Annotated in this window: 19 protein-coding genes; 12 read left to right on the top strand and 7 right to left on the bottom strand. The window is 72.6% G+C overall.

Going from position 1 to position 24,433, the window contains the following annotated elements; genetic code table 11:
- Position 1 precedes the first annotated feature (1 nt).
- Both ACIGFK_RS09415 and ACIGFK_RS09410 read left to right on the top strand, forming a co-directional pair.
- Positions 2-1,909: a TerD family protein gene (locus ACIGFK_RS09415; protein ID WP_400051109.1), complete on the top strand. Its 1,908-nt coding sequence runs from the start codon at positions 2-4 to the stop codon at positions 1,907-1,909.
- 232 nt (positions 1,910-2,141) lie between these two features.
- Positions 2,142-3,125 (top strand): TerC/Alx family metal homeostasis membrane protein, encoded by a 984-nt coding sequence (locus ACIGFK_RS09410; protein ID WP_376658767.1) that lies wholly within the window; start codon positions 2,142-2,144, stop codon positions 3,123-3,125.
- A 10-nt stretch (positions 3,126-3,135) separates the two neighbouring features.
- Here the strand turns inward: ACIGFK_RS09410 and ACIGFK_RS09405 are convergent, their stop codons facing one another.
- From ACIGFK_RS09405 to ACIGFK_RS09395, 3 genes are all read right to left on the bottom strand, one after another.
- Complete coding sequence (locus ACIGFK_RS09405) at positions 3,136-4,446, bottom strand: MFS transporter (protein WP_400051233.1); 1,311 nt, start codon at positions 4,444-4,446, stop codon at positions 3,136-3,138.
- 188 nt (positions 4,447-4,634) lie between these two features.
- Positions 4,635-5,291: an MBL fold metallo-hydrolase gene (locus ACIGFK_RS09400; RefSeq protein WP_400051107.1), complete on the bottom strand. Its 657-nt coding sequence runs from the start codon at positions 5,289-5,291 to the stop codon at positions 4,635-4,637.
- Positions 5,292-5,300: 9 nt separating this feature from the next.
- Complete coding sequence (locus ACIGFK_RS09395) at positions 5,301-5,996, bottom strand: maleylpyruvate isomerase family mycothiol-dependent enzyme (RefSeq protein ID WP_400051105.1); 696 nt, start codon at positions 5,994-5,996, stop codon at positions 5,301-5,303.
- A 187-nt stretch (positions 5,997-6,183) separates the two neighbouring features.
- Here ACIGFK_RS09395 and uvrA point away from each other — a divergent pair, with 187 nt between their 5' ends.
- On the top strand, positions 6,184-9,150 hold the full coding sequence (gene uvrA, locus ACIGFK_RS09390) for an excinuclease ABC subunit UvrA (protein WP_376658770.1): 2,967 nt from the start codon (positions 6,184-6,186) through the stop codon (positions 9,148-9,150).
- Positions 9,151-9,351: 201 nt separating this feature from the next.
- On the opposite strand, the gene ACIGFK_RS09385 is transcribed toward uvrA, so the two are convergent.
- Positions 9,352-10,002 (bottom strand): NAD(P)-dependent oxidoreductase, encoded by a 651-nt coding sequence (locus ACIGFK_RS09385; RefSeq protein WP_376660201.1) that lies wholly within the window; start codon positions 10,000-10,002, stop codon positions 9,352-9,354.
- 91 nt (positions 10,003-10,093) lie between these two features.
- Between ACIGFK_RS09385 and ACIGFK_RS09380 the strand changes: the two genes are divergently transcribed.
- Positions 10,094-10,699, top strand: a complete 606-nt coding sequence (locus tag ACIGFK_RS09380; protein ID WP_376660200.1) for a TetR/AcrR family transcriptional regulator — start codon at positions 10,094-10,096, stop codon at positions 10,697-10,699.
- Here ACIGFK_RS09380 and ACIGFK_RS09375 read toward each other — a convergent pair.
- Positions 10,689-11,573 (bottom strand): carbohydrate kinase, encoded by an 885-nt coding sequence (locus tag ACIGFK_RS09375; RefSeq protein WP_376660199.1) that lies wholly within the window; start codon positions 11,571-11,573, stop codon positions 10,689-10,691. The two genes, ACIGFK_RS09380 and ACIGFK_RS09375, sit on opposite strands and share 11 nt — an antisense overlap.
- Before the next feature lie 79 nt (positions 11,574-11,652).
- Between ACIGFK_RS09375 and ACIGFK_RS09370 the strand changes: the two genes are divergently transcribed.
- Complete coding sequence (locus ACIGFK_RS09370) at positions 11,653-12,084, top strand: Rieske (2Fe-2S) protein (protein ID WP_376660198.1); 432 nt, start codon at positions 11,653-11,655, stop codon at positions 12,082-12,084.
- A 30-nt stretch (positions 12,085-12,114) separates the two neighbouring features.
- Here the strand turns inward: ACIGFK_RS09370 and ACIGFK_RS09365 are convergent, their stop codons facing one another.
- Positions 12,115-12,546 carry a hypothetical protein gene (locus ACIGFK_RS09365; protein ID WP_376660197.1) on the bottom strand — a complete coding sequence of 144 codons (432 nt, stop codon included), beginning with the start codon at positions 12,544-12,546 and terminating at the stop codon, positions 12,115-12,117.
- Between the two features lie 174 nt (positions 12,547-12,720).
- Complete coding sequence (locus tag ACIGFK_RS09360; protein ID WP_376660196.1) at positions 12,721-13,680, bottom strand: hypothetical protein; 960 nt, start codon at positions 13,678-13,680, stop codon at positions 12,721-12,723.
- A gap of 230 nt (positions 13,681-13,910) precedes the next feature.
- Between ACIGFK_RS09360 and ACIGFK_RS09355 the strand changes: the two genes are divergently transcribed.
- The 7 genes from ACIGFK_RS09355 (at position 13,911) to ACIGFK_RS09325 (ending at position 24,313) form a co-directional block, all read left to right on the top strand.
- Positions 13,911-14,552 carry a papain-like cysteine protease family protein gene (locus ACIGFK_RS09355; RefSeq protein ID WP_400051102.1) on the top strand — a complete coding sequence of 214 codons (642 nt, stop codon included), beginning with the start codon at positions 13,911-13,913 and terminating at the stop codon, positions 14,550-14,552.
- Between the two features lie 5 nt (positions 14,553-14,557).
- Positions 14,558-15,355, top strand: coding sequence for a hypothetical protein (locus ACIGFK_RS09350; protein WP_400051232.1), 798 nt, complete (start codon positions 14,558-14,560; stop codon positions 15,353-15,355).
- Between the two features lie 594 nt (positions 15,356-15,949).
- Positions 15,950-17,959 (top strand): excinuclease ABC subunit UvrC, encoded by a 2,010-nt coding sequence (gene uvrC, locus ACIGFK_RS09345; RefSeq protein WP_400051100.1) that lies wholly within the window; start codon positions 15,950-15,952, stop codon positions 17,957-17,959.
- Complete coding sequence (rapZ, locus tag ACIGFK_RS09340; protein WP_376660193.1) at positions 17,956-18,939, top strand: RNase adapter RapZ; 984 nt, start codon at positions 17,956-17,958, stop codon at positions 18,937-18,939. The genes uvrC and rapZ overlap by 4 nt, the downstream gene beginning before the upstream one ends.
- The gene (gene yvcK / locus ACIGFK_RS09335; protein WP_376660192.1) at positions 18,936-19,991 is read left to right on the top strand and encodes a uridine diphosphate-N-acetylglucosamine-binding protein YvcK; all 1,056 of its coding nucleotides are present in this window, start codon (positions 18,936-18,938) and stop codon (positions 19,989-19,991) included. The genes rapZ and yvcK overlap by 4 nt, the downstream gene beginning before the upstream one ends.
- A complete protein-coding gene (gene whiA / locus ACIGFK_RS09330) occupies positions 19,982-20,977 on the top strand; it encodes a DNA-binding protein WhiA (RefSeq protein ID WP_037792880.1) in 996 nt (331 codons plus the stop codon). The genes yvcK and whiA overlap by 10 nt, the downstream gene beginning before the upstream one ends.
- Before the next feature lie 378 nt (positions 20,978-21,355).
- Positions 21,356-24,313, top strand: coding sequence for a M14 family zinc carboxypeptidase (locus ACIGFK_RS09325; RefSeq protein WP_386465284.1), 2,958 nt, complete (start codon positions 21,356-21,358; stop codon positions 24,311-24,313).
- Positions 24,314-24,433 lie beyond the last annotated feature (120 nt).

Here is a 24,433-nt window from a genome sequence, read left to right as displayed (position 1 = left end):
GATGGCGGCCGAACTGGTCCGAGGGCAGAACCATGCCCTGTCCGAACACCAGGTGCGGATCACGGTCTCGGCGGGCACGCCGGTGCTCGCGCTGGCCACGCTCGGGGACGAGCAGGGTGCCGTGACCGGTCAGGACGGGATCGCGCACCCCGGTGCGCGCGCCCTGCCGGGGGTGGAGGCGCCCGACGGGTCCGCCTCCTCGCACCGGTTCGCCGTCGACCTCGACGCGGTGGCCTCCGAGGTGCACCGCGTCGGCGTCCTGCTCTCCCTCCCCCCGGGCGGCCCGGCCCGCTTCGGCGCCGTCGCCGCCTCGCACATCGCGGTCGCGGCCGCGGACGGCACCGAGCTGGCCGAGTACACCCTGACCGGGCTCGACGCCGAGACCGCCGTGGTGGCCCTGGAGCTCTACCGGCGCCAGGGCGCCTGGAAGGTCCGTGCCGTCGGCCAGGGGTACGCGGACGGGCTCGCCGCCCTGTTCGCCGACCACGGGCTCGCCGCCCCCGTCGCGGCGGAGCTGGCCGCTCGGGTGCACGCGAGCGTCGCGGCCCCCGTGGCGTCCGACCCGGTCCCCGTCGCACCCGACCCGGTGCCGGTCTCCGGGGTGCCCTACCCGGGTACGCCGGGCCCCGCACCCGCGCAGACGCCGCCCCCGGCCGATGCCACCACCGGGGACACCACGATCAACTACGCCCACCCGCGCCGCCGCACCACCACGCAGCCGCCCGAGCCCGCCCCGCAGGCGGCTCCGCAGCAGCAGCCGGGCGAGTTCCCGGTCCCCGTCGCGGGCGACGCCAGCGGCTGGTCGATGGAGGAGCGCCTGTACAACCAGGTCTGGGGCATGTTCGAGGACCTGGCCCGCGCGGTCGCCGCCTACCGCAGCGCCGTGGACTTCGCCGACTCCCGCCTGGACCGCGAGCTCGACGAGGCCCTGTCCGACCCGCGCCACCGCATCGGCGGATCCGGCAACGCCGCCCGCGACACCGCGCGGGCCCGTCGCGACGAGCTCGTCGCCCAGGCCCAGGCCGTCCTCGACCGGGACCTCACGCAGCTGGTCGCCGAGTCCGAGGTGGTCGAGCCGGCCCTGCCGGCCGCGTACGCGCGCTGGGACAACCCCGTCTGGCACGCGGGCCGGTCCGCCGGGCTGCCCGACGAGCCTCCGCTGGCCCTGCGCCTGGGCGACCTGCACCTGCCCGAACGGCCCGCCCTGCGGATCCCCATGCTGGTCCGCGTCCCGCTGGAGCGCGGGCTCTGGATCGACAACGGCCGCACCGGCTCCGAGGCCGCGATGGCCATGGACACCGACAAGCTGCGCCGGGCCGCCATGGACATGGCCGTCGCCTACGCGGTACGGCTGCTCGCGGTCCACCCCGCGGACCGGTTCTCCGTCCACGTCATCGACGCGGCCGGGGCCGGATCCGCCTCCCTGGCGCCGCTCGTGCGCGCCGGGGTGCTGGCCGGGCCGCCCGCCGCGGGGGCCGCGGGGGTCACCGAGACGCTGGCGAAGCTGACCCGGCGCGTGGACCTCGTACAGATGGCCCTGCGGGCGGGAGCCCCCGAGGACCTGCCGCCGGACGTGGACACGGCCGAGCAGCTGCTGATCGTGCACGACTTCCCGCACGGCTTCGACGACCGGGCCGTCACGCAGTTGCGCTACCTCGCCGATGAGGGGGCGGCGGTCGGCGTCCATCTGCTGATGGTCGCGGACCGTGACGAGGCCTCGGCCTACGGGCCGCTGCTCGACCCGCTGTGGCGCTCGCTGATGCGGCTGTCGCCCGTCCCGGACGACCACCTCGCCGATCCGTGGGTGCACCACCAGTGGACCTTCGAGCCGAACCTGCCGCCGCAGGGCAGCAGGGTCATCGAAGAGGTGCTGGAGCGGGTTGCGGCAGCCCGGTGGAGCAGCCGATGACCGTTCGCTGACCAGTCCTTGGTCTTCCCTTTACCAAAACTCCCCTCGGCAGGTACCCTGGTGCGTGCGGAGGGGAGTATTCCTGCTTTCCTGCTACGGCGTGCCCGTCAATACGGACAGTTACTCGTCCCGGGGCGTCGGCCCACGGCCTCCAGGCCGTCCGGGTGGAAGAGACCTCCGGCAGCGATGACGCTGACGAAGTGCTGAGCCATCCGCCGGAGGCGTGTTTACCGTGGAAGTTTCCTGGACCCTGTGGGCGCTGACCATTCTCGGTCTGTCGCTCCTCATCGGCGCCGATTTCTTCATCGGCCGCAAACCGCACGACGTATCGATCAAGGAAGCGGGCACCTGGACGGTCGTCTGGATCGCCCTCGCCGGACTCTTCGGCCTCGGCCTGTGGTTCTTCGGCAACGGCCAGGCCTCCCAGGAGTTCTTCGCCGGCTTCATCACCGAGAAGTCCCTGAGCGTCGACAACCTCTTCGTCTTCGTCCTGATCATGGCGAAGTTCGCGGTTCCCTCCCACCTCCAGCAGCGCGTCCTGCTCGTCGGCGTGCTGATCGCCCTGGTGCTGCGCGCGGTCTTCATCGCCGCCGGCGCCGCGATCATCGCCAGCTTCTCCTGGGTCTTCTACATCTTCGGCGCGTTCCTGATCTACACCGCGTGGAAGCTGATCCAGGAGGCCCGCAAGGACGAGGACGAGGAGGAGTTCGAGGAGAACCGCCTCCTGAAGTCCGTCGAGAAGAAGTTCGGCGTCGCCGACCGGTACCACGGCACCAAGCTGTTCATCGAGAAGAACGGCAAGCGCGTACTGACCCCGCTGATGGTCGTCATGCTCGCCATCGGCACCACCGACGTGCTGTTCGCCCTGGACTCGATCCCCGCGATCTTCGGCCTGACCCAGGACCCGTACATCGTCTTCACGGCCAACGCCTTCGCGCTCATGGGCCTGCGCCAGCTGTACTTCCTCATCGGCGGCCTGCTCAAGAAGCTGGTCCACCTCAGCTACGGCCTGTCGATCATCCTGGGCTTCATCGGCATCAAGCTGGTGCTGCACGCCCTGCACGAGTCCGGCCTGCACGTCCCGGTGATCTCGATCCCGGTCTCCCTGGGCGTCATCTGCGGTGTCCTGGTCATCACCACGATCACCAGCCTGATGGCCTCCAAGAAGCGGGCGGCGGCCGAAGCAGCCGCCCGCCCGGAGAGCATCGACGCCTGATCCCGAGGTGCTACGCGGGGGCGGCCGCTTTGGCCGCCCCCGTCTCCGTACCCGCGCCCGCCCGCTCCCGCACGACCACCGGGTTGGTCTCCGGCAGCAGCGCGAAGCAGCCGAGGCTGACCAGGGCGATCCCGCTCAGGTACACGGCGACGCCCCAGGGCGGACCCGAGCCGTCCGCCAGCGCCGTCGCCACGATCGGGGTCAGCGCCCCGCCCAGCACACCGCCCAGGTTGTAGCCGACGGCCGCACCCGTGCAGCGGATCCTCGGGCTGTACAGCTCCGGCAGGTACGCCCCCACCACCGCGAACATCGTCACCATGCCCAGCAGCGCCCCGACGAAGCCCAGCGTCATCAGCAGCGGGTCGGCCGTGCGCAGCAGCGCCACCAGCGGGAACATCCACAGCGCGCACGCCGCACAGCCGGCCAGGCACAGCGGCCGCCGCCCGTGGCGGTCGCCGACCACCGCCACCAGCGGTGTCACCAGCCCCTTGAGCGCGACCGCCGCCATGATGCAGGCCAGCATCACCGTGCGGCTCACGCCCAGGTGCTCGGTGGCGTACGCGAGGGACCAGGTGGTGACCGCGTAGAAGACGGCGTACCCCACGGCGAGCGCCCCGCCGGTCAGCAGGAGCAGCCGCCAGTGGCCGCGCACCACCTCGGCGAGCGGGGCCTCGGCCCGGCGGCCGGTCTCGGCGAGCGCCCGGAACTGCGGGGTCTCCTCCACCGAGCGGCGCAGCCACAGCCCGGCCAGCGCCAGCAGCCCGGCCGCCCAGAAGGGCACCCGCCAGCCCCACGAGGTGAACTGCGCTTCGCTCAGCGAGGCGGACAGCCCCAGGATCATGCCGTTGGCCAGCAGGAACCCCACCGCCGGGCCGATCTGCGGGAAGCTCGACCACAGGCCGCGCCGCGCCTCGGGCGCGTGCTCGGCGGTCAGCAGGACCGCGCCGCCCCACTCGCCGCCGAGTCCGAGGCCCTGCAGGAAGCGCAGCAGGAGCAGGAGCACCGGCGCCGCCGTACCGATCGAGGCGTACGTCGGCACGCAGCCCACCGCCACCGTCGCGAGGCCGGTGAGCAGGAGGGAGCCCAGCAGCACCGGACGGCGGCCGTAGCGGTCGCCGATGTGGCCGAAGACGGCGGAGCCGAGGGGGCGGGCGAGGAAGCCGACGCCGAAGGTGCCGAAGGCGGCGAGCGTTCCGGCGAGCGGGGAGAAGGAGGGGAAGAAGAGCGGGCCGAGCACGAGGGCGGCGGCCGTTCCGTACACGAAGAAGTCGTAGAACTCGATCGCGGTGCCGGCCAGGGAGGCCGAGGCGAGCCGCAGCATGCCGGGCCCGCCGGGCGGCGGTCCGGCGGGGCCGGGACGGGAAGCGGGGGAGGTGGGGGAGGGGTCTTGTTGCATGGTGCAGCAACTACCCCTTCCCCATCGCCCGGGACGTGCGTTCGGTCGGGTACGACCGGAAGGAGTGCACCGCGTCGTGAAGTTGACGCGATGCGGGGGCCGACGGCCGTGCTCTACCAGCCGCGCTCGCGCCATTCGGCGAGGTGCGGCCGCTCCGCGCCGAGGGTGGTGTCGTTGCCGTGGCCCGGGTAGACCCAGGTCTCGTCCGGCAGCTGCTCGAAGAGCTTGTGCTGGACGTCGTCGATCAGGCTGGCGAAGGCCTTCGGGTCGCCCCAGGTGTTGCCGACGCCGCCGGGGAAGAGGCAGTCCCCGGTGAACACGTGGGCGTGCCCGTGCGGGTCGTCGTAGACCAGGGCGATCGAACCGGGCGTGTGCCCGACCAGGTGCCGCGCGGTCAGGGAGACCCGGCCGACGGTGATCACGTCCCCGTCCTGGACCGGGACGTCCGTGGCGACGGGGATGCCCTCCGCGTCGTACGCGCCCGCGTAGGTGCGCGCGCCGGTGGCGTCGACGACGGCCTGGAGCGCGCCCCAGTGGTCGCCGTGCCGGTGGGTCGTGACGACGGACGCGATGCCGTCGTCGCCGATCAGGTTCAGCAGTGTCCCCGGCTCGGCTGCCGCGTCGACGAGCAGCTGCTCGTCGGTGGCCCGGCAGCGCAGCAGGTACGCGTTGTTGTTCATCGAGCCCACCGCGACCTTGGAAATCATCAGGTCCGCGAGCTCGTGCACGTCGGCCGGACCGCCGACCTTGACCTCTCCGGTGTACGTCATGGGTCGATCCTAGAGCGGGGGGAGCTCGGGAAGGCCGTCGCCGGCCATGACGGCGAGGTGGGCGCCCATGAGGCCGCGCCCGGCCAGCCAGCCGAGCAGCTCGTCCATGGAGCCCTCCAGGACCACCGGGGTGCCCTCGGTGCCGCCGGTATGCCAGACGGGGCCGCCTTCTCCGGTCCGCAGGGTCACCGGCGGGACCTCCGGGCGTCCGGACCAGCGGTCGGCGAGGAAGGCGATCTCGCGCTCGGTGAACTCGTCCGGGAGGTCGTCGAGCTCGTAGCCGATGTTCAGGTCGACGTGGTGCAGCGCGACCTCGACCCAGCGGCGGAACGGGACGTTCGAGGCCAGGTCGGTGACGCCGTTGCGCAGTTCGACGGTGCGGGACCAGTCCTGGTCGCGCTCGGAAGTGGCGAGGAAGCGGGCTCCGGAATCGCCGACGTCCGCCAGTTGTTCTTCCAGGGGCCGGACCGCGTCGCGCTCGATGTCCGCGTCGCGGGCGGTGGCGCTCTCGTACATGGGGCGGCCCTCGAGGACGTTGACGAGGGCGTCCGCGTTCCGCGCGAGGTGGGCCAGGATGTGGCCGCGGCTCCAGCCGGGGAGATGTGACTCCTCGGCCAGTGCGGCGTTGTCCAGCTTCGCGACCGCGGTCAGCAGTCGGTCCGTGGCTTCACGTACAGATCGCAGGTCGTGCACATGATCAGTCATGACGGCGAGCCTAGTGGCTGAGGGGCTCCGGCCACACGATCGGGTGAAGAGGTCTCGGGAGTGCCGTAAATCGAATGTGCGTGCTATACGCTCGAAGTCCAAGACTCCATCTCCATCGCAGAGGCGCCCCCCATACCCTGGGACGGGGACCTGTGCCCCCGCTCTCTCAAGAAAGGTGCGGACCGGCGTGACCGACCGTCTCATCGTTCGTGGCGCTCGCGAGCACAACCTCAAGAACGTCTCGCTCGACCTGCCCCGCGACTCACTGATCGTCTTCACCGGACTCTCCGGTTCGGGCAAGTCCTCCCTGGCCTTCGACACGATCTTCGCCGAGGGTCAGCGCCGCTACGTCGAGTCGCTCTCGTCGTACGCCCGCCAGTTCCTCGGCCAGATGGACAAGCCCGACGTCGACTTCATCGAGGGCCTCTCCCCGGCCGTCTCGATCGACCAGAAGTCGACCTCGCGCAACCCGCGCTCGACCGTCGGCACCATCACCGAGGTCTACGACTACCTGCGCCTGCTCTTCGCCCGCATCGGCAAGCCGCACTGCCCCGAGTGCCGGCGCCCGATCTCCCGCCAGTCGCCGCAGGCCATCGTCGACAAGGTGCTCGCGCTCCCCGAGGGCAGCCGCTTCCAGGTGCTCTCGCCGCTGGTGCGCGAGCGCAAGGGCGAGTTCGTCGACCTCTTCTCCGACCTCCAGACCAAGGGCTACAGCCGCGCCCGGGTGGACGGCGCGACCATCCAGCTCTCCGAGCCGCCCACGCTGAAGAAGCAGGAGAAGCACACGATCGAGGTGGTCATCGACCGCCTCACCGTCAAGGAGAGCGCCAAGCGCCGGCTCACCGACTCGGTGGAGACCGCCCTCGGCCTCTCGGGCGGCATGGTCATCCTGGACTTCGTCGACCTCGCCGAGGACGACCCCGAGCGTGAGCGGATGTACTCCGAGCACCTCTACTGCCCGTACGACGACCTGTCCTTCGAGGAGCTGGAGCCGCGTTCCTTCTCCTTCAACTCGCCCTTCGGCGCCTGCCCCGACTGCACCGGCATCGGCACGCGCATGGAGGTGGACCCGGAGCTGATCGTTCCGGACGAGGACAAGTCCCTGGACGAGGGTGCGGTCTCGCCGTGGTCCCTCGGCCACACCAAGGACTACTTCCAGCGGCTGATCGGCGCGCTCGCCGGGGAGCTCGGCTTCCGCACGGACATCCCGTGGGCCGGGCTTCCGGCGCGGGCCAAGAAGGCCCTGCTGTACGGCCACAAGACGCAGATCGAGGTCCGCTACCGCAACCGGTACGGGCGCGAGCGCGCCTACACGACGGCCTTCGAGGGCGCCGTGCCGTTCGTGAAGCGGCGGCACTCCGAGTCCGAGAGCGACGCCAGCCGCGAGCGCTTCGAGGGCTACATGCGCGAGGTGCCCTGCCCGACCTGTGAGGGCACCCGCCTCAAGCCGATCGTGCTCGCCGTGACGGTGATGGAGAAGTCCATCGCCGAGGTCGCCGCGATGTCGATCAGCGAGTGCGCGGACTTCCTCGGCCGGATGCGGCTCGACGCCCGCGACAAGAAGATCGCCGAGCGGGTCCTGAAGGAGGTCAACGAGCGGCTCCGCTTCCTCGTCGACGTCGGCCTGGACTACCTCTCGCTGAACCGCGCCGCAGGCACCCTGTCGGGCGGCGAGGCCCAGCGCATCCGGCTGGCCACGCAGATCGGCTCCGGCCTGGTCGGCGTGCTCTACGTACTGGACGAGCCCTCCATCGGCCTGCACCAGCGCGACAACCACCGGCTGATCGAGACGCTGGTGCGGCTGCGGGACATGGGCAACACGCTCATCGTCGTCGAGCACGACGAGGACACCATCAAGGTCGCCGACTGGGTCGTGGACATCGGCCCGGGCGCGGGCGAGCACGGCGGCAAGGTCGTGCACAGCGGTTCGCTGAAGGAACTGCTGAAGAACACCGAGTCGATGACCGGGCAGTACCTCTCCGGCAAGAAGTCCATCGAGATCCCGGACATCCGCCGACCGGTGAACGGGGAGCGCAGGCTCACCGTCCACGGCGCCCGCGAGAACAACCTGCAGGACATCGACGTGTCCTTCCCGCTCGGCGTGCTCACGGCCGTGACCGGCGTATCGGGCTCGGGCAAGTCGACGCTGGTCAACGACATCCTCTACACGCACCTGGCGCGCGAGCTGAACGGCGCCCGCTCGGTGCCGGGGCGGCACACGCGGGTCGACGGGGACGAGCTGGTCGACAAGGTCGTGCACGTGGACCAGTCGCCGATCGGCCGGACCCCGCGGTCCAACCCGGCCACGTACACCGGTGTCTTCGACCACGTGCGCAAGCTCTTCGCGGAGACGATGGAGGCGAAGGTGCGCGGCTACCTGCCGGGCCGCTTCTCCTTCAACGTCAAGGGCGGCCGGTGCGAGAACTGCTCCGGCGACGGCACGATCAAGATCGAGATGAACTTCCTGCCGGACGTCTACGTCCCCTGCGAGGTCTGCCACGGCGACCGCTACAACCGGGAGACGCTGGAGGTCCACTACAAGGGCAAGTCCATCGCGGAAGTCCTGAACATGCCGATCGAGGAGGCGCTGGACTTCTTCGAGGCGGTTCCGACTATCTCCCGGCACCTGCGGACGCTGACCGAGGTCGGGCTGGGGTACGTGCGGCTCGGACAGTCCGCGCCGACGCTGTCGGGTGGTGAGGCGCAGCGCGTGAAGCTGGCCTCCGAGCTGCAGAAGCGGTCGACGGGCCGGACGGTGTACGTGCTGGACGAGCCGACGACGGGCCTGCACTTCGAGGACATCTCGAAGCTGATCAAGGTCCTGTCGGGGCTGGTGGACAAGGGCAACTCGGTGATCGTCATCGAGCACAACCTGGACGTCATCAAGACCGCGGACTGGGTCATCGACATGGGCCCGGAGGGTGGCTACGGCGGCGGCCTCGTCGTCGCCGAGGGCACTCCGGAGCAGGTCGCCTCGGTGGGGGCGAGCCACACCGGCAAGTTCCTGAGGGACATCCTGGGGGCGGACCGCATCTCCGACGCGGGGTCGCCTCCGGCGCGGGTCGCCGCGAAGAAGGCGCCGGCCAAGAAGGCGGCCGCGAAGAAGGCTGCCGCCCCGGCGAAGAAGACGACGGCGCGGGCCCGCAAGGCGTAGCAGTTCGTCTGCGGCGCCGTTGCCGGGGGCTCTGCCCCCGCACCCCCGCACCCCCGCTCCTCAAACGCCGGAGGGGCTGGGTTTCCCGCTCGGCGGGGCTGGATTGCCCGGAGGGCAATTCCAGCCCCGCCGGCGTTTGAGGCGCGGGGTCTGGGGCGGAGCCCCGGGGAGCGGTGCCGCGGGCTACGATCCCGCCGGGGGCTAGGAGGCCACCCCTACCGCGTGGCACGCGGTGGCGGGGTCCGTCAGGGACGTCAGGAGCGCGTCCGCGACATCTGCGCGGGGGATGACCCGGCCCCCGCGGACGTTGCCGTCGATCGCGCGCCGGTAGGTCCCCGTGTGCGGCTTGTTCCGGAGCATCGGCGGGCGGATGACCGTCCACTGCGTACCGCTCGCCCCCATCGCCGCCTCCATGTCCGCGAGGTCCGCGTACAGGTCCCGCAGCAGCCTGCGCAGCAGCGGGTAGACCACGGCCCGGGTGAACACCCCCTCGCCGTCCGGCAGCCGGCCCACCGGCGCGGCGCTGACCGCCGACAGCCGCCGCACGCCCGCCCGGTCCATGGCCGAGGTGATCGCCTCCAGGGCCGGGCCCGCGATGGGTGTCTCCTTGGCCTGCTTGTTGCTCGCCGCACCCAGCGCGGAGACCACCGCGTCCCGGCCGCTCACCACCGACAGCAGCGCCTCCTCGTCGGTCACGTCGGCCACCGTGGCCACGCGGAGCCGCTCATGGGCGGGAACGGGCAGCCGCGCCGGGTCGCGGACCACCGCGGTCACCTCGTGGCCCGCATCGAGGGCCTGCCGGACGACCTCGCGGCCGACGCCGCCCGTGGCACCGAACACCGTGATCTTCATGGATTCCCCCATGCTCGAAAAGAGTGGGACGAGTGGTGGACACAGGGGTGGGTGAGTGCTCACTCACCCACCCTTCGGCTATGGTGAGTGAATGCTCACCTCCAAGTCAAGCCGTCCCACCCCGGAGCGGCTGCTCGACGCCGCCGAGAAGCTGATGCGCACCAGCGGCCTCGCCAGTGCCACCACGAAGGCCATCGCGCGCGAGGCCGGATGCTCGGAGGCCGCGCTCTACAAACACTTCGCGAACAAGGAAGAGCTCTTCGTGCGCGTGCTGATGGAGCGGACCCCCAATGCGGGCCCGCTCATGGCCGCCCTCCAGGCCGACCCGAGCGGGCAGGGCGTCGAGGAGGGGCTCGCCGACATCGCCCGGCACGCCTCGCTCTTCTACGCCGACGCCATGCCGATGGCCGGCTCGCTCTTCGCCGAGCCCGCCCTGCTCAGCCGTCACCGCGAGGGCGTCCAGAAGATCGGCTCCGGGCCGCACGTGGTCCTCGCCGCGCTGGCCGGGCGGCTGCGCAGGGAACTCGAAGCGGGCCGGCTGCGTCCCGACGCCGATCCGGAGGCGGCGGCCGCGCTGCTGCTCGGGGCCTGCTTCCAGCGGGCCTTCTTCCTGCACTTCTCCGGAGCCGAAGTGGTCCAGCCCGTCGAGGAGTTCGCCCCCGCGGTGGCGTCGACCCTGTGGGCCGCTATCCGGTGAGCTCGGCGGCGTACGGGGGCTCCGCCCCGGCCCGGGTGCAGGTCAGCGCGGCCGCGTGCGCGGCGTACGCCAGGACTCCGGGCCAGTCCACGGGCTCGCCCGGCGCCACGGCCGAAAGCCGGTGCAGCAGGGCGGCGTTGACGGTGTCACCCGCCCCGATGGTGTCCGCCACCGCCATCCGGCGGGCCGGGACCGAGTGCTCGGCGCCCTCCCGCGTCCAGACCGTCAAGCCGGCCGCGCCCCGGGTCAGGACCACCGCCCCGGGCCCCGCCGCCAGCCAGTCGCCGGCCCGGCCGCCGAGCCAGGCCGCGTCCTCCTCCGACAGCTTGAGGACACCCGCGTGCGGGAGCAGCCGCGTGAGGAAGCGGGCCCGGTAGGCCTCCGGGTCGGGGATCAGCGCCGGCCGGATGTTGGGGTCCAGCAGGGTCAGCAGCCCGCGCCGCGACTCCCGGCGCAGCAGGGCCTCGTACGCGCTCGCACCCGGTTCCAGCACCAGTGAGCAGGTGCCGAGCGCAAGGGCCCGGGCCGCCTCGGGGAGGGCGGGCGGCAGGGTGAACAGCCGGTCCGCGGTGCCCTCGACGTAGAAGCCGTACGAGGCGGAGCCGTCCGGGGCCAGGGAGGGCACGGCGAGCGTCGTCGGCTCGGGCCCCCGCTGCACCAGCGACAGATCGACCCCGGCCGTCCGCAGCCCGGCCAGCAGGGCCTCGCCGAAACCGTCCGTGGAGACCCGGGAGCAGAAGGCCACCTCGGCGCCGAGCCGGCCGAGGGCGAGCGCGGTGTTGTACGGGCCCCCGCCCGGCCGGGGCAGCAGCGCACCGGACGGCCGTTCGGTGGGCACCAGGTCGATGAGGGCTTCTCCGCCGACGACGATCACCCGGGGGAAGCTACCCCATCCGGCGGAGGTATCGTCGGTGGGCCGGTGCCCGGCCGGTCCCACACTCCAGGAGAAGCGCATGTCCGCGTCGCAGTCCGCAGCTCGCCGTACCGTCCTCAAGGGCGCCGCCGCGCTCGCCGGGGCCGTCGGCGCCGGCGTGACGCTCACGGCCTGCTCCACGGAGTCCAACAGCGGCAACGGCAGCCCCGCGGTCCCGTCCGCGCCGGTGGAGCTGGGCGCCGCGTCCGAGGTCCCGGTGGGCGGCGCGAAGCTGTACCGGGAGAAGAAGCTGATCGTCAGCTGCCAGGCGGAGGGCCAGTACAAGGCCTTCAGCGCCCAGTGCACGCACGCGGGCTGCGTCCTCGACAAGATCGAGAAGGACGCGGGCAACTGCCCCTGCCACGGCAGCCGCTTCGACGTGAACACCGGCAAGGTCCTGCAGGGCCCGGCCACCGACCCGCTGCCGGCCGTCCCGGTCAAGGCGGAGAACGGCAAGCTGATCGCGGGCTGACCCGCCGGCCGCCCCCGCCGCCCCCGCCCCTCAGGGCGTCGCCAGCCTGCGCGACCACCACGGGTCGCCGGGCGCGGCGAACGGGTCGTTCAGGGTACGGGCGAGGAAGCGGGCGTCGACCGGGGCGAGCAGCGCGCGCAGTTCGGCCGCCGGACGGCGCGGGAGCGCGCAGCACAAGGCCTCCAGGACTGCACGGACCTCCGCCCCCGCGAAGGGGTCGCAGCAGACGCAGACCTCGTCCACGGCGTACATCGGCCAGGGTCCGGGCCGGTGGGCGAGCGCGTGCCAGCGCCGCCACGCCTCGGAGACGGGCCCGGGCCAGGACGGCCGACGCTCGATCCGGGCGATCGCGGCGAGGGTCCGGCCGGACAGGCCGGGTACCGGTGCAGCACGCCGTCCGCGCGCCGGGCGGGTCCGTGGGGGCAGGCTCCGGCGCACCTGCGCGGAACTCCTACGCGGCATACGCCTTTCGTTGCTGGTCCATGCCGTCATCCTGCCCGAGCCGCGGCCGTACGGCAGCTGCATTTCCGCGGGTTCCCCCGCTTCCGGCCGGGGCTAGGGGGTGTCCGGCGGATCATGGCCGGGCCCGGCCCGCCTGGCACCGCGGCTGTCCGACCCTGATCCGCCGGACACCCCCTAGTCCCAGTCCCAGGCGATCCCCAGGAGCCCGCGCCTCACCGACTGTTCGACCAGGTGGACCGCCCGGTGGCGGCCGCTCGGGGTGAGGTCCACGAGGGCGGTGCGCGGGGCGTCGGGGCCCGAGCGGGCGAAGCGGCGGCAGCGGACCGGGAGGGCCGCCTCGTCGAAGCGGACCTGGAGCATGTACTGGCCGCCCGCGTAGCTGAAGCCCCGCACGTACTCGTCGCTGCGCGCGCCCGTGCCGTCCTCCACCCCGTAGCCGAAGACGTACGTGTCCCCGCGCCGCAGCCGCGCGTCGAAGAGCAGCTCCGCGACCACCAGCCCGGCCCCGGGATGGCGGCGGACCCGGCCCGTGCGGCAGTTCTCGTACGCCGTCACATGCATCCGGGACACGTCGCAGCCCGGGTCGCCCTGGTGGATGGCCAGGTAGCGGTCGACGCCGTCGCGGTGCGCCCGGACGATCTGCTGCGACTCGCGGGCCCGCATCTCGCCCCCGGGCCCGATGCGGACGCGCTCGTGGTGGCCGAGCGAGTGCAGCCCGCCGTCGGCGGGGAGCTCCATCGCGTCCAGCATCCGCTCCACCGCGCCGCCCGTGCCCAGCAGGGCCCGGTAGGAGCGGGCGGCGGGGCGGGCGGGTCCGGGGGCCGGGTCCGGGGCGGTCAGCAAGCGGAGGAGGGAGCCGTCCGGCAGCTCCAGGATCTGCTCCAGCGCGGTGACGGCACGCAGTGACTCGGGGTGGCGCGGGCGCCGGGCGCCCTGCTGCCAGTAACTCAGGCTGGTGACGCCGACCTTGATGCCGCGGGCCGCCAGCCGGTGCTGCACCCGGTGGAGGGGCAGTCCGCGGGCGGCGAGGGCGGCGCGCAGGGCGAGGTGGAAGGGGCCGACGCGGAGTAACCGGCCGAGTTCGGGCGTGTCCGCGGTGTCCGGGGTGTCCGGCGTGTTCCCGGTCGGCCGCATCGCGACTCCTCTGTGAACATTCACACGCGCCGGCGTGGGGGGCCGGGCCGGTGGTACCGCGGGAGCAGGTGACACGACAGCCACCGTTCACACCGCAGTCCCACCATTCACACTGCAATGTCAGGCCGTATTGAAGCGTGTTGACCTGATCGCGACAACACCCCGATGCTCCTCCACAGCGTCCGGACGCGCTCCTCCACCCCCACTGTCCCCACCTCGGGAGGAACGCGATGCGCAACAGAACCCGGCGGCATCCCCTGGCCGCCGTCCTCACCGCCCTGCTCCTCGCCCTGTCCCTCGGCACAGGTACCGCCACCGCCGCCGATACGGACGCCGGGTCCGTCGAGTCCGTCCAGTCCGCCCGGTCCGCCGGGTCCGCCGGGTCCGCCCTGGCGTACAAGCGGCTGGGCATCACCATGCAGGCACAGCAGAAGACCAACTGGTGCTGGGCCGCGAGCGGCAACACCATCGCCACCTGGTTCGGCCGCACCTACACCCAGAACCAGTTCTGCAACGCCGCCTTCAACCGCCAGCAGGGCTATGACTGCCCCAACAACCAGGCCACCCTCGGCAACGTCCAGACCGGACTGCGGTGGGCCGGCATCAACCCCGGTTCGTACGTGAACGGCTGGCTGCTCTACTCCACGGTCCAGACCGAGATCAACGCCGACCGCCCGATCGAGACGCGCATCCAGTGGTCCAACGGCGGCGGCCACATGCACGTCGTCTACGGCTACGACACCGCGAGCAGCTGGGTCTACTGGGGCGACCCCTGGCCCTCCAGCGACCGCTACAACTGGGCCTCGCACGCCTGGTACGTGGACAACAGCACCTTCTCCTGGACCCACTCCCTCTACCGGATCGGGGCGTGAGCGCCATGACCCTGCGCGCCTCCGCAGCCGCCGCGGTCCTCGCGGCCACCGCCCTCCTCGGGATCGCCGCGGCCACGGCCCCCCAGGCCTCCGCGACGCCCGTCCCGCAGCCGCAGACCGTCACCGCCGAGACGAGGGCCGCCGCCGCGCGGGCGGCCTCGGCGCCGGACACCCTCGCCACGCTGTCCCGCTTCTTCGCCAGGGAGGGCAGGATCTCCCCGGCCGCTGCCCAGCCCCGTGTCGAGGGCGAGGCGATACCGGTCCACTACCTCTCCCCGGACTTCGTCGCCGGCAAGGCGGGGGCGTCCGTGGCCCGCCTGGAGTTCCTCGCCGGGAAGGCGGTGTCCGCCGACGGGCAGCAGGCCGTGCTGTGGACGGCCCGGACGGAGGCGGGGTGGCAGGTCGTGAACATCGCCACCGGCGACGACGAATTCCGCTACGCGCAGCTGGGCGCGGAGAAACTCCCCGGCGGGACGGTGTTCCGCGAGCCGCAGATCGACGCGTGGTACGTGGCCGGGGGCGGGCGGGTGCTGCCGCTGGACGAGGACGCGGTGGCTGCCGTCGGCAGCGGGGGGACGACGCTGGGCGCGTACCGGACGCGGGTCGTCAAGGCGTACGGGGACAAGCTGCCGGGGTCGGCGTACGCCGAGCGCGGCATGGCGGGCGGCTTCGAGGAGCCGTCCGCGTCCGTGGGGGGCGGCGTGCCGGTCGGCGGGGGCGTGGCCGCTGCCGGGGCGCTGGCGCTGGCGCTGGCCGGGGTCGGGGCGCTGGCCCTAGTCCGCCGCCGCACCGCCGAGGCGTAACCGCCCCGACCTCCCGCCGCCCCGGCCCCCATCCGGGCCCCGGCCCCACCCGGGCCCCGGCCCCACCCGGGCCCCGGCCCCACCCGGGCCCCGGCCCCACCCGGGGCTCGGGTTCCGTTCGGAGTGCGGCTGCCGTCCGGCCGGCTCTCGCCGCACGGCGCCCGCCAGGGTCCGGGTCCTGCGGGGAGGGCTCCGGGGTCGGGGCTCCCTGCGGGGCCGTTTCCCCACCCCGCCCCTTCCCGAACTGGGGCTCCGCCCCAGACCCCGCGCCTCAAACGCCGGCGGGGCTGGAGTGGTCGCGCGGCAGGGCTGGGGAATCCGCCCGGCGGGCCACCCGGCCCTGCCGGGGGCGGGGCTCGGACGGATCCAGCCCCGCCGGCGTTTGAGGCGCGGGAGTCCGGGGGCGGAGCCCCCGCCGGGTGCGGGGTTGCCGCCAGGCGGGGGTTCCGCCCCCGGGGTGCGGGGTTGCCGCCAGGCCCCGGGGGTTCATCCCCAGGCCCCCGCAGGGTGCGGGGCGGGGGCCCGGTGCGGGGGGTCGCGGGGCGTGCCGGACGCGTACCGCAGGTTGTCGGTGGGCGACAGTAGGGTGTTGGCATGGCCGACCCTTCCAGTTACCGACCCAAGCCGGGACAGGTCCCCGACTCCCCGGGGGTGTACAGATTCCGCGACGAGCACCGCCGGGTGATCTACGTCGGGAAGGCCAAGAGCCTGCGCCAGCGCCTGGCCAACTACTTCCAGGACGTGGCCGGGCTGCACCCGCGCACCGCGACCATGGTGACCACGGCCGCCTCCGTCGAGTGGACCGTGGTGTCCACCGAGGTCGAGGCGCTGCAGCTGGAGTACTCCTGGATCAAGGAGTTCGACCCCCGGTTCAACGTCAAGTACCGGGACGACAAGAGCTATCCCTCCCTCGCCGTCACCCTGAACGAGGAGTACCCGCGCGTGCAGGTCATGCGCGGGCCCAAGAAGAAGGGCGTGCGCTACTTCGGCCCGTACGGGCACGCCTGGGCCATCCGCGAGACCGTCGACCTGATGCTCCGCGTCTTCCCGGTACGGACGTGCTCCGCGGGCGTGTTCAAGCGCTCCGCCCAGATCGGCCGGCCCTGTCTGCTCGGCTACATCGGCAAGTGCTCCGCGCCCTGTGTGGGGAGGGTCAGCCCCGAGGAGCACCGCGAACTGGCCGAGGACTTCTGCGACTTCATGGCGGGCCGGACGGGGACGTACCTCTCCCGGCTCGAGAAGCAGATGCACGAGGCCGCCGAGGAGATGGAGTACGAGAAGGCCGCCCGGCTGCGCGACGACATAGGGGCGCTGCGCCGGGCGATGGAGAAGAACGCCGTGGTGCTCGCCGACGCCACCGACGCCGACCTGATCGCGGTCGCCGAGGACGAGCTCGAGGCGGCCGTGCAGATCTTCCACGTCCGCGGCGGCCGGGTCCGCGGCCAGCGCGGCTGGGTCACCGACAAGGTCGAGGCCGTCGACACCGCCGGGCTCGTCGAGCACGCCCTCCAGCAGCTCTACGGGGAGGAGAGCGGCGAGAGCGTGCCCAAGGAGGTGCTGGTCCCGGCGCTCCCCGAGGACACCCCCGCCCTGAACCAGTGGCTCGCGGAGCGGCGCGGGTCCCAGGTCAGCCTGCGGATCCCGCAGCGCGGCGACAAGAAGTCGCTGATGGAAACCGTCCACCGCAACGCCCAGCAGTCCCTCGCCCTGCACAAGACCAAGCGCGCCAGCGACCTCACCACCCGCTCCCGGGCGCTGGAGGAGATCGCCGAGGCCCTGGATCTGGACGGTGCGCCCCTGCGCATCGAGTGCTTCGACATCTCGCACCTCCAGGGCGACGACGTCGTCGCGTCGATGGTCGTCTTCGAGGACGGCCTGGCCCGCAAGAGCGAGTACCGGCGCTTCCAGATCAAATCCTTCGAGGGGCAGGACGACGTCCGCTCCATGCACGAGGTGGTCTCCCGGCGCTTCCGCCGCTACCTCCAGGAGAAGCTGAAGACGGGGGAGTGGGAAGCCGAGGAGGAGGGCGGCGAGGTCGCCGAGGACGACGGGCGGCCCAAGCGGTTCGCCTACCCGCCCCAGCTCGTCGTGGTCGACGGCGGGCAGCCGCAGGTCGCCGCGGCCAAGCGGGCCCTGGAGGAGCTCGGGGTCGACGACGTCGCCGTGTGCGGGCTGGCCAAGCGGCTGGAGGAGGTCTGGCTGCCCGGCGAGGACGACCCGGTCGTCCTGCCCCGCACCAGCGAGGGCCTCTACCTGCTCCAGCGCGTCCGTGACGAAGCCCACCGCTTCGCCATCCAGTACCAGCGCAACAAGCGCGGGAAGCGCCTGAAATCCGGGCCGCTGGACGAGGTGCCCGGGCTCGGCGAGAGCCGCAAGCAGGCCCTGGTCAAGCACTTCGGTTCGGTGAAGAAGCTGAGACAGGCGACAATCGACCAGATCTGCGAGGTCCCGGGCATAGGCCGCAAGACGGCCGAGACCGTGGCCGCGGCCCTCGCCGGTGCGGTCCCCGCCGGTCCTGCCGTGAACACGGCCACAGGAGAGATCATTGAGGACGAGACCCCCGCGCCAGCGGGAACGTCGTCCGAACGGGGGACCGAGCAATGACCGAGCACGAGACCACGCACGCGACCGAACCCCAGACCGCGCACGAAACCATGCACGACCGAGACGGAGCACAGGTGAGTACGGGCACGACAGTGGAGCCCGGCGAGACCGCCGAGGCGGCCATCCCCGAGCTGGTGATCATCTCCGGGATGTCCGGGGCCGGCCGCAGTACGGCGGCGAAGTGTCTGGAGGACCTCGGCTGGTTCGTCGTCGACAACCTCCCGCCGGCGCTGATCCCCACCATGGTGGAGCTGGGCGCCCGCTCCCAGGGCAACGTGGCGCGCATCGCGGTCGTCGTCGACGTGCGGGGCCGCCAGTTCTTCGACGCCCTGCGCGAGTCCCTCGCCGACCTCGACAGCCGCGGGGTCACCCGCCGCGTCGTCTTCCTGGAGTCCTCCGACGACGCGCTGGTCCGCCGGTTCGAGTCGGTCCGCCGCCCGCACCCCCTCCAGGGCGACGGGCGCATCACCGACGGCATCGCCGCCGAGCGGGACCTGCTGCGCGAGCTGCGCGGCGACGCCGACCTGGTGATCGACACCTCCAGCCTGAACGTGCACGAGCTGCGCGCCAAGATGGACGCCCAGTTCGCCGGGGACGAGGAGCCCGAGCTGCGGGCCACCGTCATGTCCTTCGGCTTCAAGTACGGCCTGCCCGTCGACGCCGACCTCGTCGTGGACTGCCGGTTCATCCCCAACCCGCACTGGGTCCCGGAGCTGCGCCCCTTCACCGGGCTCAACGAGGAGGTGTCGGGGTACGTCTTCAGCCAGCCCGGCGCCAAGGAGTTCCTCGACCGGTACACCGAGCTGCTCCAGCTCATCGCCACCGGCTACCGCCGCGAGGGCAAGCGGTACGTGACGATCGCGGTCGGCTGCACGGGCGGGAAGCACCGCAGCGTGGCCATGTCCGAGAAGCTCGCCGCCCGCCTCGCCTCCGAGGGAGTCGAGACCGTCGTCGTACACCGGGACATGGGGCGCGAGTGATTGCACGTACCCCGCGGCTGAGCCGCCTGCGCCGCCTCGCCCCCGTCCGGGACGAAGGCGGCGCACGCCGCTCCGGCCGCCGGCGCGGCGCCACCCCCAAGGTGGTGGCCCTCGGAGGCGGACAGGGCCTGTCTGCCTCCCTCGCCGCGCTGCGCCGCATCACCGGTGACCTCACCGCCGTGGTCACCGTCGCCGACGACGGCGGATCCAGCGGCCGGCTCCGGGAGGAGCTCGGCGTGCTGCCGCCCGGCGACCTGCGCAAGGCGCTGGCCGCCCTGTGCGGGGACGACGACTGGGGCCAGACCTGGGCCCGCGTCATCCAGCACCGCTTCCAGTCCGAGGGAGACCTGCACGGGCACGCCGTGGGCAACCTGCTGATCGTCGCCCTGTGGGAACAGCTCGGCGACCCCGTCCAGGCCCTCGACCTCGTCGGCAGGCTGCTCGGGGCGCAGGGGCGGGTGCTGCCCATGTCCGCGGTGCCGCTGGAGCTCCAGGCCCTGGTCAGGGGGCACGATCCGGCGCGCCCCGAGTACGTGGACACCGTCCGCGGGCAGGCCACGGTGGCCCTCACCCCGGGCGAGGTGCTCTCCGTGCAGGTCGTGCCCGGCGACCCGCCGGCCGTGCCGGAGGCCGTCGCGGCGGTGCTGGACGCGGACTGGGTGGTGCTCGGTCCGGGGTCCTGGTTCTCCTCCGTGATCCCGCACCTGCTGGTACCGGAACTGCTCGACGCGCTGATCGAGACGAAGGCCCGGCGGGTGCTCTCGCTGAACCTCGCGCCGCAGCCCGGCGAAACAGAGGGCTTCTCTCCGCAGCGTCATTTGGAGGTTTTGGCCCGACACGCCCCTAAACTCGCCCTGGACGTGGTGCTGGCCGACGAGGCTGCCGTGCCCGACCGCGAGTCCCTCGCCGATGCCGCAAAACGCTTCGGCGCCGCGGTCGAGCTGGCGCCGGTGGCCAGGCAGGACGGCTCTCCGAAGCACGACCCGGAGCTGCTGGCCGCCGCGTACGACCGTATTTTTCGGATGCATGGAAGGATCGGCCCATGGCGATGACGCCTGCGGTGAAGGACGAGATCTCCCGCCTGCCCGTCACCCGGACCTGCTGCAGGAAGGCGGAGGTCTCGGCGATCCTTCGGTTCGCCGGCGGTCTCCACCTGGTGAGCGGCCGCATCGTCATCGAGGCGGAGCTGGACACCGGGATCGCGGCCAGACGCCTGCGCAAGGACATCCTGGAGATCTTCGGGCACTCCTCGGACCTCGTGGTCATGGCTCCCGGGGGCTTGCGCCGCGGCAGCCGCTACGTGGTCCGCGTGGTGGCCGGCGGTGACCAGCTCGCACGCCAGACGGGCCTCGTGGACGGCCGCGGCCGCCCGATCCGGGGCCTGCCCCCGCAGGTGGTCTCCGGGGCCACCTGCGATGCCGAGGCGGCCTGGCGCGGCGCGTTCCTGGCCCACGGCTCGCTCACCGAGCCGGGCAGGTCTTCCTCGCTGGAGGTCACCTGCCCCGGCCCGGAGGCCGCCCTGGCCCTGGTGGGCGCCGCACGCAGGCTCTCCATCGCCGCCAAGGCGCGCGAGGTGCGCGGCGTGGACCGGGTCGTGGTCCGCGACGGCGACGCGATCGGCGCCCTGCTGACCAGGCTCGGCGCGCACGAATCGGTACTGGCCTGGGAGGAGCGGCGGATGCGGCGCGAGGTCCGCGCCACCGCCAACCGCCTCGCCAACTTCGACGACGCCAACCTGCGCCGCTCGGCGCGGGCCGCGGTGGCGGCCGGCGCCCGGGTGCAGCGCGCGCTCGAGATCCTCGGCGAGGAGGTCCCCGAGCACCTCGCCGCCGCCGGCCGGCTGCGGATGGAGCACAAGCAGGCCTCCCTGGAGGAGCTGGGCGCGCTCGCCGACCCGCCGCTGACCAAGGACGCGGTCGCGGGCCGGATCCGGCGGCTGCTGGCGATGGCGGACAAGCGGGCGCAGGACCTCGGGATCCCGGGCACCGAGTCCAACCTCGACCTCAGCGAGGAGCTGGCCGACAACATGGCCGGCTGAGCCGGGGCTGCCGGGGCCGGGCCGGGCCGGGTTCTGGGGGCGGGTACGGGTGGGTGGGCCGCTGCGCGGTGCCGGTCCCCTACCCGCCCTTCCTCCGTTCCCCGGGGCTCCGCCCCCGGACCCCGTCCCCGGGGGCTCCGCCCCCGGACCCCGCGCCTCAGACGCCGGCGGGGCTGGAAGAGAAACGCCCGCGGGGCTGGAAGGCGCCCGCGGGGCCGGGGTGTGGCCCGTGGGGCCCGGGGTGTGGCCCGTGGGGCCCGGGGTGGCCATGCGGCTGAATCCGTCCCGGCGGTGCGGTACGCCCCATTGACACGGGCGTCGGACGATCGTGAGCCTGTCCCCCAACGCTTTCGTGGCTGACGACGCCCAGGGGGGCATATGAGGCACCGCGCGAGATCGATCCTCGCGGCAAGCGCACTCGTCTTCGGCACCACACTCGCCGCGCTGCCCGCGGCGGCCCAGGGCCGGACCGGCACCGCGCCCGCCGCCGACGAGGTACGGGTGTACGACGCCGACATCACCCGGGAACAGGTCCCGCTCGTCCTCGCCGCAGGGCAGGACGCCCACGAGCTGTCCGAGCGCGCCCCGGAAACCGGGACCGCCCGCGTCGAGCTCTTCCTCACCGGCGCCCAGGCCCGGGAACTCGGCGCCCGGGGCGTCAAGCTGGCCGAGCGCAAGGTCGGCGCCGCGGGCCTGGCCCGGGCCAAGGCCGCCGGGGACGGGGTGTTCCGCCCGTACAGCGGCAAGGGCGGCCTCCAGGAGGAGATCCTGCGCACGGCCGGGGAGAACCCGGGGCTCACCAAGGTCGTCTCCATCGGCAAGACCGTCCAGGGCAAGGACATCCTCGCCCTCAAGGTCAGCAAGAACGCCGGGAAGACCAGGGACGGCGCCAAGCCCTCCGTGCTCTACATGTCCAACCAGCACGCCCGTGAGTGGATCACCCCCGAGATGACCCGGCGGCTGATGCACCACACGATCGACAACTACGGCAAGGACCCGCGGATCACCAAGCTGGTGGACTCCACCGAGCTGTGGTTCCTGCTCTCCGCCAACCCGGACGGGTACGACTTCACGCACGCGCCCGACGGCGAGCGGCTGTGGCGCAAGAACATGCGCGACAACAACGGCGACGGCAAGATCACCTCCGGCGACGGGGTCGACCTCAACCGCAACTTCGCCTACAGGTGGGGCTACGACAACGAGGGTTCCTCGCCGAACCAGGCCAGCGACACCTACCGCGGCCCGAGCGCCTCCTCCGAGCCCGAGACCGCCGCCCTCGACGCCTTCGAGAAGCGCATCGGCTTCGAGTACGCCGTCAACTACCACTCCGCGGCCGAGCTGCTGCTCTACGGGGTGGGCTGGCAGGTGGCCACCCCCACCCCCGACGACATCGCGTACAGGACGCTCGCCGGCACCCCGGAGAACCCCGCGATCCCCGGGTACCACCCGGAGCTCTCCGCAGAGCTCTACACCACCAACGGCGAGGCCGACGGACAGGCGGCCAACGCCAACGGCATCATGATGTTCACGCCGGAGATGACCACCTGTCAGACCGCCTCCGAGAGCGACCCGAACGACCGGTGGAAGCCCGAGGACTGCGCCTCCGGCTTCAACTTCCCGGACGACGAGAAGCTCATCCAGGCCGAGTTCGCCAAGAACCTCGCCTTCGCCCTGACGGTCGGCGAGAGCGCCGAACACCCCGACCGCCCGGCGTCCGCCGTGGGCCTGAGCGCCCCGGACTTCACCCTGGACCCCTTCACCACCTCCTACGCGGCCCGCGGCGAGGACCAGAAGGTCTCCGTCACGGCCCGCAAGGCGCTGAAGGACAAGGAGCTCAACTACCGCATCAACGGCGGCCGTACGCACGACGAGGACCTGGAGGCCTGGAAGGGCGGCGAGGTCTACGGCGGCGACGACAACAACTGGTACGACGAGTACCGGGCCGAGGTGGAGGGCGCCAGGCCCGGCGACAAGGTCGAGGTCTGGTTCACCGGCCGCGACCGCGCCTCCGGCAAGCAGGTCTCCAGCGAGCACTTCACCTACACGGTGGCCGAGCGGCCGCGCGGCGACGTGCTGGTGATCGCCGAGGAGGGCGCGAAGGCCCAGCACGCCCAGGAGTACGTCGACGCGCTGCGCGCCAACGGCAAGGCCGCGGCGGTCTGGGACGTCGCCGTCCAGGGAGTCCCGCACCCCCTCGGAGTGCTCTCCCACTTCCGTACGGCCGTCCACTACACCGGGGCCAAGACCCCCGGCGGCAGCACCCAGATGGCCGTGCGCGACTTCCTGAACGAGGGCGGCAAGCTGATCGAGGCCGGTGAACTGGCGGGCGGGAACGTCCAGATCGGCGGCACCGTGACCAACGACTTCAGCCAGTACTGGCTCGGCGCCTACGGGCGTACGAGCGTCAGCGGCGCGACGGGCTTCACCGGCGCCGGCACCCTCGGCGGCGCCCAGGGCGCCCTCGGTGACGCCGCCGGCAACCCGCTGAACGCCCCCGGCTCCTACACGGTCACCTCCGAGACCCTGGCGCCCGCGCAGTTCCCGCAGTTCAAGAGCGCGCAGGCGGGCCAGTTCGCCGGGGTCGTGAACCCGTACGCCCCCTACGCCGGCACGCAGATGGCCTCGGCCCTGCACACCGACGACGACTGGAAGCGCCTCGTGCGCACCATCGACCTGACCCGTGTCACCGCGGCCGACCAGCCCCGGCTCGAGCTCGCCCTGAACTGGAACGTCGAGGAGGGCTACGACCACGCCGCACTGGAGGCCCGTACGGCGGGAGGCGAGGACTGGACCACGCTTCCGGACCTCGGCGGCCTGACCGGGTCGGCCGTTCCGGAGGAGTGCGGGGCCGGGTTCTTCATCAACGGCCACCCCTTCCTGCGCCACTACCTCACCCTCGAGGGCGGCGGCTGCACCCCGCAGGGGACCAGCGGCGCCTGGAACACCTTCACCGGCTCCTCCGGCGGCTGGAAGCAGGTCTCCTTCGACCTGAGCCCCTACGCCGGAAAGACCGTGGAGGTGTCGCTCTCCTACATCACCGACCCCGGGTCGGGCGGCCGGGGCGTCTTCGCGGACGAGGCGCGGGTGTCCGTCGGCGGAGTGGACCAGACCACTGAAGGTTTCGAGACCTCTCTCGGACCCTGGAGCGCGCAGGGCGCGCCCGCCGGAAGCCCCGAAGTTCAAGGCGATTGGTCCCGGTCCGGAGAGCTGTTCAAGTCCTACGCGGCCGTCACTACGCGTGACACCGTTCTGCTCGGCTTCGGTCTGGAGCACCTGCCGGCCGCAGCCGATCGCACCCTACTCGTCGGTAAGGCGCTTCGCGCGCTGAACCGCTGACCAGCACCCCCGCGCCGCAGTCACCCTGAGTGACGGGGGCCGAGGTCCTCGGGGTCCCGTTCCCGCCTGTCCGGGGCGGGTCCCCGAGGCGTGTCAGCTCTCGATCGATGTCACTCAGAA

The sequence above is a fragment of the Streptomyces sp. NPDC085524 genome, assembly GCF_044541755.1.
In the GTDB taxonomy this organism is placed as follows: domain Bacteria; phylum Actinomycetota; class Actinomycetes; order Streptomycetales; family Streptomycetaceae; genus Streptomyces.
The sequence above is the reverse complement of the archived record's forward strand: the minus strand, read 5'-3'. Positions and strand labels throughout refer to the sequence as shown.